10 protein-coding genes are annotated in these 10,366 nt (G+C 71.0%); 3 read left to right on the forward strand and 7 right to left on the reverse strand.

Translation table 11 applies throughout. The annotated features are described in order from the left end of the window. From AB0J09_RS42605 to AB0J09_RS42630, 6 genes are all read right to left on the reverse strand, one after another. Positions 1–957, reverse strand: a 957-nt coding sequence (locus AB0J09_RS42605; RefSeq protein ID WP_360704286.1) for an AAA family ATPase, incomplete at its 3' end; no start/stop codon positions are given. 248 nt (positions 958–1,205) lie between these two features. After that, positions 1,206–1,640, reverse strand: a complete 435-nt coding sequence (locus AB0J09_RS42610) for a GNAT family N-acetyltransferase (RefSeq protein WP_360704289.1) — start codon at positions 1,638–1,640, stop codon at positions 1,206–1,208. A gap of 65 nt (positions 1,641–1,705) precedes the next feature. Continuing rightward, on the reverse strand, positions 1,706–2,842 hold the full coding sequence (locus tag AB0J09_RS42615) for an acyl-CoA dehydrogenase family protein (protein WP_360704293.1): 1,137 nt from the start codon (positions 2,840–2,842) through the stop codon (positions 1,706–1,708). A 2-nt stretch (positions 2,843–2,844) separates the two neighbouring features. Beyond that, entirely contained in the window at positions 2,845–3,750 is a 906-nt protein-coding gene (locus AB0J09_RS42620; protein ID WP_360704296.1) for a hydroxymethylglutaryl-CoA lyase, read from the reverse strand. Continuing rightward, positions 3,750–5,798 (reverse strand): biotin carboxylase N-terminal domain-containing protein, encoded by a 2,049-nt coding sequence (locus tag AB0J09_RS42625; RefSeq protein ID WP_360704299.1) that lies wholly within the window; start codon positions 5,796–5,798, stop codon positions 3,750–3,752. The genes AB0J09_RS42620 and AB0J09_RS42625 overlap by 1 nt, the downstream gene beginning before the upstream one ends. A 4-nt stretch (positions 5,799–5,802) precedes the next feature. Next, positions 5,803–7,371, reverse strand: coding sequence for a carboxyl transferase domain-containing protein (locus tag AB0J09_RS42630; RefSeq protein WP_360704302.1), 1,569 nt, complete (start codon positions 7,369–7,371; stop codon positions 5,803–5,805). Between the two features lie 62 nt (positions 7,372–7,433). Between AB0J09_RS42630 and AB0J09_RS42635 the strand changes: the two genes are divergently transcribed. The 3 genes from AB0J09_RS42635 to AB0J09_RS42645 all read left to right on the forward strand — a co-directional run bounded on the left by AB0J09_RS42635 (position 7,434) and on the right by AB0J09_RS42645 (position 9,359). Further along, positions 7,434–8,039 (forward strand): TetR/AcrR family transcriptional regulator, encoded by a 606-nt coding sequence (locus tag AB0J09_RS42635; RefSeq protein ID WP_360704305.1) that lies wholly within the window; start codon positions 7,434–7,436, stop codon positions 8,037–8,039. A 415-nt stretch (positions 8,040–8,454) separates the two neighbouring features. Next, entirely contained in the window at positions 8,455–9,171 is a 717-nt protein-coding gene (locus AB0J09_RS42640; protein WP_360704308.1) for a transposase, read from the forward strand. Positions 9,172–9,176: 5 nt separating this feature from the next. Continuing rightward, complete coding sequence (locus AB0J09_RS42645) at positions 9,177–9,359, forward strand: zinc ribbon domain-containing protein (RefSeq protein ID WP_360704314.1); 183 nt, start codon at positions 9,177–9,179, stop codon at positions 9,357–9,359. 294 nt (positions 9,360–9,653) lie between these two features. On the opposite strand, the gene AB0J09_RS42650 is transcribed toward AB0J09_RS42645, so the two are convergent. After that, positions 9,654–10,366 (reverse strand): hypothetical protein (locus tag AB0J09_RS42650; protein WP_360704311.1); only part of this gene is annotated, 713 nt, incomplete at its 5' end.

A 10,366-nucleotide genomic window follows, 5' to 3' on the forward strand; every position in this document is an offset into this window, starting at 1 on the left:
CGCGGGCCGCAGCGCGCGGGAGAGCGCGTTCTCGTCGAGCCCGGCGACGGCGGAGAGCAGGTCGTGCTCGATGCGCTGCCCACCCGCGCTGGCCACACGCAGCAGCTCCTGCGTCTCGTCGGGCAGCCGCTCGACGCTGGCCAGCAGCAGGTCACGCAGCGACTCCGGCAGCGCCTCGGCGCCGCCCGCGTCGCTGAGCAGCGCCTCCACGAACAGCGGGTTTCCCTCGCTGCGCGCGTAGATCCGGTCCATGTCGGCGGGGGACGGCTCCCGCTCCAGGATGCTCGCCGCCTGCGCGACGGCCTCCCTGCGGGTGAGCCTGCGCAGCTCGACCCTGCTCACCCACTGGACCCGCCCGAGCTCCGCGAGGAGCGGCCGCAGCGGGTGGGTGCGGTGCAGCTCGTCGGTGCGGTACGTCACCACGATCAGCAGGCCCGCGGCGCTGGGCTGATAGCGGACCAGGAACGACAGCAGGTCGCGGGTGGACCGGTCGGCCCAGTGCGCGTCCTCGACGATCAGCAGCACCGGACGCTCCTCCGCCAGCCGCTCCAGCAGCCCCAGCACCTGCTCGAACAGCCGCGCCCGCGCCTCGGGCCCTTCCTTGTCCGGCTCCCCGAACTCGGGCAGCAGCCTCGCGAGCCCGCGCGTGGAGCCACCGGGGACCAGCGCCGCGACACCGTCACGGCCCAGCTCGCGCACGAGCCCACGCAGCACTGCGGTGAACGGCGCGAACGGCAGACCCTCCGTGCCCAGCTCCAGACACCCGCCGACGAGCACCAGTGCGTCTCCGGCCCGATCGGTGAACTCATTGATCAGCCGCGTCTTGCCGACCCCGGCCTCGCCACCGACGAGCACGGTGGACGACGCGCCGGCACGCGCCCTGGCCAAGGCGTCGCCAAGGGTGGCGAGCTCGCGGGCTCGCCCGACGAACCGGGGGCTGACGGCGTGGATACTCACGCCCTAAGGATGCCATCCGGCGACGACAGATTCCCCGCCCACTACCGGTACGAGCACCCCCACACCACCCGCTGGCCCGAGCGTCGCAGGGCGTGGGCGCGGGGGTACGCGCTGGGCGAACGCGTGGAAGCCGCCCGTGATGTGGAGCAACGCCCCAGGCGGCCGCGCGCAAACCGGCGGATCGTTCACGTGAGGCAGGGCAACACCCCAGCGGACGCGCGCAGGCGGCCGCGAGCGTGGGATGGGGGCTAGCGCAGGACCTTGCGGAAGAACGTGGCCGAGGCCTCGTAGCCCAGCGCGTGGTAGAACTCGGGCGCCCGGCGCGTGGCCATCGCCACGTATCCGGCCTCCCGCGACCGCGCCCAGCGCTCGAACTCCTCCAGCAGGGCCCGCCCGATCCCCTGCCGCCGCGACCCCGACCCGACCATGGCCTCCTCGACCCACGCCACCGGCCCGTTCGCGAACAGCGTCAGGTGGACGAACCCCAGCAGGTAGCCGTGGACGCGCCCGCCGACGACGGCTGTGAGCAGCAGGGCGTCCTCGTTCGCCAGCAGCTCGGGCAGGGCGGCGTCGAAGGCCTCGCGCTCGGGCCTGAACGTCAGCCCGAACTCGCGGGCCAGCGCGAACACCTCGTCCGCGTCCGCCTTCTCCGCCCTCCTGATGAGAAGATCTTCAGCCGTCATGACTGATGACACTAGATCGTCCGAGGTAACGGACGCAAACTCCTCGGATTCGTCGTCGAGCCGGTTCAGAGGTCGCTCAGGCCGAGCTGGCGGGCGATGAGCATACGCTGCACCTCGCTCGTGCCCTCCCCGATCTCCAGGATCTTGGCGTCGCGGTAGAAGCGGCCGACGGGGAACTCGTTCATGAAGCCGTACCCGCCGAACACCTGGGTGGCCTCGCGCGAGTTGTCCATGGCGGCGTTGGAGGCCACCAGCTTGGCGATCGCCGCCTCCTTCTTGAACGGCAGCCCCGCCTCCATGCGCTCCGCCGCGTGGTAGTAGGCCAGCCGGGCGGTGTGCGCGCGGGCCTCCATGTCGGCGACCTTGAATTGGATGGCCTGGTAGTGGCCGATCGGGTGGCCGAACGCCTTCCTGTCCTTGACGTACTTGAGGCATTCGTCCACGCAGCCCTGCGCCAGCCCCACGCTGAGGGCGGCGATGGCGATGCGGCCCTCGTCGAGCGTCTGCAGGAACTGTGCGTAGCCGCGGCCGCGCTCGCCGAGGAGGTTCGCGGCGGGGACGCGGCAGTCGGTGAAGGACAGCTCGCGGGTGTCGGAGGCGTTCCAGCCGACCTTGGAGTATTTCTTGGACACGGTGAAGCCGGGCGTGCCGCTGGGCACGAGGATCGTGGAGATCTCCCGCTCGCCGGTGAGCGCGGCCACGCCGACGACGGCGGTGATGTCGGTGCCGGAGTTCGTGATGAACGCCTTCGTCCCGTTGATCACCCACTCGGCGCCGTCGAGCACGGCCGTGGTCCGCATCCCGCCCGGCACGTCCGTCCCGCCGCCGGGCTCGGTCAGGCCGAACGCGCCCAGTTCGGCGCCGGAGGTCAGCCTCGGCAGCCAGTGCGCGCGCTGCTCCTCGGTGCCGAACCGGTAGATCGGCATCGCGCCCAGCGACACCGCGGCCTCCAGCGTGATCGCCACGCTGGAGTCGACGCGGGCCAGCTCCTCAAGCGCCACGCACAGCGCGAAGTAGTCGCCGCCCATGCCGCCGTACTCCTCGGGGAACGGCAGCCCGAACAGTCCCATGGCGCCCATCTGCCGCACGATGTCGTACGGGAACTCCTCGCGCTCGTAGTAGTCGCCGATCACCGGTGCGACCACCTCGCGGGCGAACGACTCGACGGTCTTGCGTAGCTCTTCGTACTCGTCCTTGAGCATGGTCAGCCTTTCGACAGTGCCCGCACGACGCGGGACGGGCTGGGCCGGCCGAGCAGCTCCGCCAGCCAGGTGCTGGTGGCCACGAGCTTGCCCAGGTCGAGCCCGGTCTCGATGCCGAGCCCCCGCAACATCCAGACCAGGTCCTCGGTGGCGAGGTTGCCGGTGGCGGACTCGGCGTAGGGGCAGCCCCCGATGCCGCCTGTGGAGGCGTCGACCGTGGTCACGCCCGCTCTCAGCGCGGCCAGGGTGTTGCCGAGCGCCTGGCCGTACGTGTCGTGGAAGTGCACGGCGAGCTTGTCCGGCGAGCGGAACGCCCCGATCAGGGCGGCCACGTGGCCGGGCGTGCCGACCCCGATCGTGTCGCCGAGCGACAACTCGTAGCAGCCGAGCCCGAGCAGCCGCTCCCCGACCGAGACGACCTGCGCGATCGGCGTCGGCCCCTCCCACGGGTCGCCGAAGCACATAGACACGTACGCGCGCACCCGCATGCCGTTGTCCAGCGCCCTGGCCACGACCGGCTCGAACATGTCGAACTGGCTCTCCAGGCTCCGGTTCAGGTTCTTCGCGGCGAACGTCTCCGTGGCGCTGGCGAAGATCGCGATCTCGTCCACGCCGCGTTCGAGCGCCCGGTCGAGGCCGCGCAGGTTGGGGACCAGCACCGGGTAGCGCACGCCCGGTTTCCTGTGCAGCCGGGCGAGCAGTTCGTCGGCGTCGGCGAGCTGCGGCACCCACGTCGGGTGCACGAAGCTGGTCGCCTCGATCACCTTGTGCCCGGCGTCCGCGAGCCGGTCGATGAACTCGGCCTTCACCTCGACGGGCACGACAGCTGACTCGTTCTGCAGCCCGTCGCGCGGGCCGACCTCGTAGATCGTGACCTGCTGCGGAAGGCCCTCCAGGGGATACGGCATCACGCCTCCTCCGTGCCCATGGCCTCACTCCGTGAGGCGGGTTCGGTCGCCCTCGATGCCGTCGCCTTCCCCCGCACTGGTCGCTGCGCTCCCGCCGCTCCTCCAGGCGACGGCGCTCCCTCACCGGTCACCACAGCCAGGACGGCGTCCATGTCGACCGGCTGGCCGGCCTGGACCGGCAGCTCGGAGACCAGGCCGTCGCGCGGGGCGGTGACCGTGTGCTCCATCTTCATGGCCTCCACGATGACCAGCGGCTGCCCCTCGCTCACCCGGTCGCCTGCCTGGGCCTTTACCACGAGGACCGTGCCGGGCATGGGGCTCCTGACCACGCCGTCGCCCTCGGTCGCGGCGCCGGGCCGGTCGCCGGGGTCGCCGATGAGGTGCCGGGTGAGCGCCCACGCCTCGCCGTCCCTGCCGAGCCAGAGCGTGTCGGCGTGGCGTACGTGGAGGTATCGCTCGGTACGGCCGCCGATCGTGACGGTCAGCTCTCCGTCGCCGCACCGGATGCGCGCGGAAGTCGTCTCGTCATTCACCCGGACCTCGGCCGACTCTTCGGGCAGGCCGCGGACCTGGACGGCGTGCACCTCGCCCCTGGACTCCAGCCGCCACGTCGTCCAGGCGGGCTCCCCGACCCGCCACCCGTCCGTGACCTCCCATGGATCGACGCCCTGGGGCATGGCGTGGAAGGCGAGCGCCGCCGCCGCGAGCACCTCGCCGGGCACCTCCACGGAGGGGACCAGCTCGGGAAGCACGCGTTCGACCAGCCCGGTGTCCAGCTCGCCCGCTTTGACGGCCGGGTGTTCGGTGAGGGCCCGGAGGAACGGGATGTTCGTGACCACGCCGAGAACGGCCGTGCGGGCCAGGGCGCGGTCGAGCGTCCTCAGCGCCGACGCCCGGTCCGGCGCCCAGGCGATGACCTTGGAGACCATCGGGTCGAACTCGCTGCCCACGACCCCGCCTTCGACCAGCCCCGAGTCCACCCGTACGCCGTCAGCAGGCTCGCGGAGCACAAGGACGCGGCCGCCGGTGGGCAGGAAGCCGCGAGCCGGGTCCTCGGCGTAGACGCGGGCCTCGACGGCGTGCCCGTCGAGGCGCACCTCCTCCAGCCCGAACGACAGCCGCTCCCCAGCCGCCACCCGCAGTTGCAGCTCCACCAGGTCGAGCCCGGTCACCAGCTCCGTGACGGGGTGCTCGACCTGGAGCCGCGTGTTCATCTCCATGAAGTGGTAGGCCCCGGTGGTCCCGTCCACGATGAACTCGACCGTGCCCGCCCCCACGTATCCCACGGCACGCGCGGCCTCCACCGCCGCCGAGCCCATGGCGGCGCGCGTCTCGGGGGTCACGAAGGGCGACGGCGCCTCCTCGATGATCTTCTGGTGCCTGCGCTGCAGGCTGCACTCGCGCTCGCCCAGGTGCACGACGTTGCCGTGGGCGTCGGCCATGATCTGGATCTCGATGTGCCGCGGGCTCTCGACGTACCGCTCGATGAGCAGCGTCCCGTCGCCGAACGCCGCCCGCGCCGTACGACGGGCCGACTCCAGCGCGTCGGGCAGCTCGGCGGCCGACCGCACCAGCACCATGCCCTTGCCCCCGCCGCCGGCGGAGGGCTTGATCAGCGCGGGGAAGTCGCGCCAGGACTCCAGCGAGTCGGCGGGTTCGGCCCCGCCTGGCACCACGGGCACGCCCGCCGCGGACACGGTGGCCTTGGCGCGGATCTTGTCGCCCATCGCCTCGATGGCCGCGGCAGGCGGGCCGGCGAACACCAGCCCGGCCTCCGCGCACCGCCGCGCGAACGCGGCGTTCTCGGCCAGGAATCCGTATCCGGGATGTACGGCCTGAGCGCCCGAGGCCAGAGCCGCCCCGATAATCGCCTCGATATCCAGATATTTCGGCACCTGGAGGGCGAGGTCGGCTTCCAGCACGTGACGGGCCCCGGCGTCCGACGGCGTGTGCACGGCCACCGACGTGATGCCGAGCCCGCGCAGCGTGCGGATGATGCGTACGGCGATCTCGCCCCTGTTGGCGATCAGAACACGGTCGAACAACATCGCGTCACATCCGGAAGACGCCGTAACCGGCGGGCTCGAGCGGGGCGTTGGCCGCCGCGGACAGCGCCAGGCCGAGGACGGTGCGGGTGTCGAGCGGGTCGATCACGCCGTCGTCCCACAGCCTGGCCGTGGAGTAGTACGGATTGCCCTGGTGCTCGTACTGGGCCCTGATCGCGTCGGCGTCGGCGGTGCCGACGGTGGTGAGCACGTTGGCGGCCTGCTCGCCGCCCATGACCGAGATGCGGGCGTTCGGCCACATCCACAGGAACCTGGGCGAGTACGCCCGCCCCGCCATCGCGTAGTTCCCCGCCCCGAAGGAGCCCCCGATGACCACGGTGAACTTGGGCACCCTGGCACACGAGACCGCGGTGACCATCTTGGCCCCGTGTTTGGCGATGCCGCCCGCCTCGTACGTCTTGCCCACCATGAACCCGCTGATGTTCTGCAGGAAGACGAGAGGGATCCGCCGCTGGTCGCACAGCTCGATGAAGTGCGCCCCCTTCATGGCGGACTCGCTGAACAGGATGCCGTTGTTCGCCACGATCCCCACCGGATGACCGTGAAGGTGGGCGAACCCGGTCACGAGCGTCGAGCCGTACTCGGCCTTGAACTCCAGGAAGCGCGACCCGTCCACGATCCTGGCGATCACCTCACGCACGTCGTACGGCTGGCGCGTGTCCCCCGGCACGATCCCGTACAGGTCGCGCGGGTCGTGCCCGGGCGGCTCCGGCGCGATCACGTCCCAGGGACGCGGGGCGCGGGGGGCGAGCGTGGAGACGATGTCGCGGACGATGGCCAGCGCGTGCGCGTCGTCCTCGGCGAGGTGGTCGGTGACGCCGCTGACCCGCGCGTGCAGGTCGCCGCCGCCCAGCTCCTCGGCCGTGACCTCCTCGCCGGTGGCCGCCTTCACCAGGGGCGGGCCGCCCAGGAAGATGGTGCCCTGGCCGCGCACGATGACGGCCTCGTCGCTCATCGCGGGCACGTACGCGCCGCCTGCCGTGCAGGAGCCGAGCACGGCGGCGATCTGCGGGATGCCGCGGGCCGACATGGTGGCCTGGTTGTAGAAGATGCGGCCGAAGTGCTCGCGGTCGGGGAACACCTCGTCCTGTTTGGGCAGGAATGCCCCGCCGGAGTCCACGAGGTAGACGCACGGCAGGTGGTTGTGCAGGGCCACCTCCTGCGCGCGCAGGTGCTTCTTGACCGTGATCGGATAGTACGTGCCGCCCTTGACGGTGGCGTCGTTGGCGACGATCACGCACTCGCGGCCCGAGACCCTGCCGACGCCCGTGATGATCCCGGCCGCGGGCGCCTGGTCGTCGTAGAGCCCGTTCGCGGCCAGTGGCGACAGCTCCAGGAAGCGGGAGCCGGGGTCGAGCAGGCCGTCGACGCGGTCGCGCGGCAGCAGCTTGCCACGCCCGACGTGCCGCTCGCGCGAACGCTCGGGTCCGCCCCGGGCGGCGGCCACCAGGCGTTCGAGCAGCTCGGCGGCGAGCCGCTCGTTGAGCTCGGCATTGCGTTTGTACGCCTCGCTGCCGGGATCGGCGGCCGACTTCAGCACCGGCCAGTCGCTCATGACGCCCCTCTCATGGCACGAGATGTTAGTCACCATTAACGTAATCGTCTAGCATGTGAGACGTGACCACTGCCTCCCCACCTACCCGGCCTACCCGCAATAGAGGCAACCGGCGCAGGGAGATCCTGGAGGCGGCGGCCCGGCTGTTCGCCGCGCGCGGCTTCCACGGGGTCTCGATCGAGGACATCGGCGGTGCGGTCGGCGTCTCGGGCCCTGCGCTCTACCGGCACTTCAGCGGCAAGGACGCGCTGCTGTCGGAGATGCTCCTCGACGTCAGCTCCCGGCTGCGCGAGTCGGCCGTCGCCGTGGTCACCTCGCACCCGGATCCGCAGGAGACGCTGGACGCGCTGCTCAACGTGCAGATCACGTTCGCGATCGAGCAGCCGGCGCTGATCACGGTGCACGACAGGGAGCTGGGCAACGTACCGGAGCCCCAGCGCCGCCAGATCAGGCGGCTGCAGCGACTCTACGTCGAGGAGTGGGTGACCGTGCTGGCCGAGCTGCACCCCTCGTGCCCGGCCGTGCGCCTGCGGGCCGCGACGCACGCCGTGTTCGGGCTGCTCAACTCCACGCCGCACAGCGCGGGCGAGCTGCCCGCGCAGGACATGCGGCCACTCCTGCGCGCCATGGCGCGGGCGGCGATCAGCGCCTCCGTTAACGCTCACTAACTTTCCGAGCCATGCCCGACACTCCCTTGCTCGTGCCAACTATCTAGATATCCGTTCGCGCCGCCGCCGCACCGCGGGTCCGCCGCGGCGACGTGGCGGCCCAGTCCCGGCTTGGTGTATCCAACGCTCCAGCAGCTCGCGGGCCAGGGCCTGGTGGCCGGTGGGAGCCGTACGTACAACCTGACCGAGGATGGTCGCCAGCGGGCAGCCAGGCACGCGGACGGGGCTCCGTGGGACGAGGTAGCCCGCTCACTTCCTCAGGACCACCACAAGCTGCGCGTGCTCTTCCCGGACAAGCCGACCGTGGGCCTACATCCGTGCCGACGACCCCGACGGGCAGGGCCGGTGGTCGTTCTCCTCCCAGCAGGCCACCCTGCGCCGCCTGGACAAGGCGTTCACGGCGTTCTTCACACGGGTGCGCGAGGGCCGCACGCCGGGCTTTCCCCGGTTCAAGGGCAAGGGATGGTTCGACACGGTGACCTGGCCCAAAGACGGCGACGGCTGCCGCTGGGACTCTCAGCCCGAGCACCCGTCCGCCACGTTCGTCCGTCTTCAGGGCATCGGGCACGTACGCGTCCACCAGCACCGGCCCGTCAAGGGCGAGGTGAAGACGATCAGCGTCAAGCGGGAGGGCAGCCGCTGGTACGTGGTCCTGTCGTGCGATGGTGTGCCCGCCGAACCTCTCCCGGCCACCGGAGTGGTCGTCGGCGTGGATCTCGGGGTGGCCTGGCTGGTCACCACCAGCGATGGCGACCACCTGGACAACCCACGTCACCTGCAAGCCTCCGCCCGCCGTCTGGCAGCGGCCCAACGGAATCTGACCCGCAAGAAGCGCGGGTCCAAGCGCCGTCGCAAGGCGGTGGCACGGGTTGCAGCCCTGCACGCGAAAGTCCGGCGTCAACGCCTCGACCACGCGCACAAGATCGCGCGGGCACTGGTGGCCGGCTACGATGTGATCGTGCACGAGGACCTGCGGATCGCGAACATGACCCGCTCGGCGTCCGGCACGATCGGACAGCCCGGCCGCAACGTGGCCGCCAAGTCCGGCTTGAACAAGTCGATCCTGGATGCGGGTTGGGGGTGTTCCTGCAGATCCTCGCGCACAAAGCTGAGAAAGCTGGTCGAGAGCTGATCGCGATGAACCCCGCCGGCACCTCCCGCACGTGCGCCCGATGCGGGCACTGCGCACGGGAGAACCGCCTCACCCAAGCCGCGTTCCGGTGCATGGCTTGCGGGAATAGCGCGCACGCCGACGTGAACGCGGCGATCAACATCCTCAGGGCAGGGCTTGCCCTTCGCGACACTGCGCAAGCGGCCTAGCGAGAAGCCGCTCCCTTCAGGGAGCGGAGGAGTCACCTTCATGACCACCCACATGCATGCATGTACATGGACGAGGCCGAGTAACGTGACCGGATCGCGATCATCGACCACAGCGAGATCGTGGTCATCGACTCTCCAGAGGCGCTGAAGGCGAGCATCGGCAAGGACCGGGTGCAGATCCAGACCGCCGAGACGACACGGAGGCGATCAAGGCGCTGGAATAGCGCCGCACATGGGGAGGGCCCGGGGTGGTGCCCCCGGGCCCCGCTTGTGTCAGGTCATTGGGTCAGGCGGTCAGCGCTTCACGCGGACGTAGTCCGAGCGGCTGGTGTCGCCGTAGGCGTCCTCGTCGCCGGCGAACACGAACCGCCAGCTGCCCGAGTTCCACGCCTTGACCTTGGTGTAGAGGCGGCCGCTCTCACTCGACCTGGTGGTCTTCACGTACTCCCACTTGTGCGAGCCCGCACGCTTGAAGTACAGCGCCACCTTGCCCGAGTAGCCCGCCCAGGAGCCCTCGTCGTCGATCTGCAGCTTGCCCGCGACCTTGACGTACTTGCCGCGCTTGACCGGCTCCGGGTACGCGTTGAACTTGATCAGCCGCGTGTCCGCCTTGGCAGGCGCCGGGGCGGGCTGGTTGACCTCGACCCAGTCCGCGCCGCTGACCGAGCCGCGCACACCGCGGGTGCCCGAGTACTCGGCGCGCCACCAGCCAGAGGTCTGCGCGGTGGCGGAGGCCCAGAAGCGGCCGTCGCGGCCGGTCACGTCGCTGGTGACGTACTCCCACCTGTGCGAGCCGCCGGCCCGGAAGAAGATCGACACGCGCTCGCCGGCAACGCCGTCGCGGCCCTCGACCTGCAGGGCGCCGGTGAACGTGAGCCGGTCGCCCTTGTCCACGGGCTCGGGCCGGGCGTCGAAGCCGGCGATCCTGCTGCTGAGGTCGCCGCGCCTGACGTCCACCCTGTCGGCGTCGCTGACCGAGCCCTTCGCGCCGGACGTGGCCGCGAACT

Source organism: Nonomuraea sp. NPDC049784 (genome assembly GCF_040659615.1).
In the GTDB taxonomy this organism is placed as follows: Bacteria; Actinomycetota; Actinomycetes; order Streptosporangiales; family Streptosporangiaceae; genus Nonomuraea.

Coding starts and splice junctions, on each gene's coding strand:
- AB0J09_RS42610 (WP_360704289.1), bottom strand. CDS start 1,640: ATGACGGCTGAAGATCTTCTCATCAGGAGGGCGGAGAAGGCGGACGCG.
- AB0J09_RS42615 (WP_360704293.1), bottom strand. CDS start 2,842: ATGCTCAAGGACGAGTACGAAGAGCTACGCAAGACCGTCGAGTCGTTC.
- AB0J09_RS42620 (WP_360704296.1), bottom strand. CDS start 3,750: ATGCCGTATCCCCTGGAGGGCCTTCCGCAGCAGGTCACGATCTACGAG.
- AB0J09_RS42625 (WP_360704299.1), bottom strand. CDS start 5,798: ATGTTGTTCGACCGTGTTCTGATCGCCAACAGGGGCGAGATCGCCGTA.
- AB0J09_RS42630 (WP_360704302.1), bottom strand. CDS start 7,371: ATGAGCGACTGGCCGGTGCTGAAGTCGGCCGCCGATCCCGGCAGCGAG.
- AB0J09_RS42645 (WP_360704314.1), top strand. CDS start 9,177: ATGAACCCCGCCGGCACCTCCCGCACGTGCGCCCGATGCGGGCACTGC.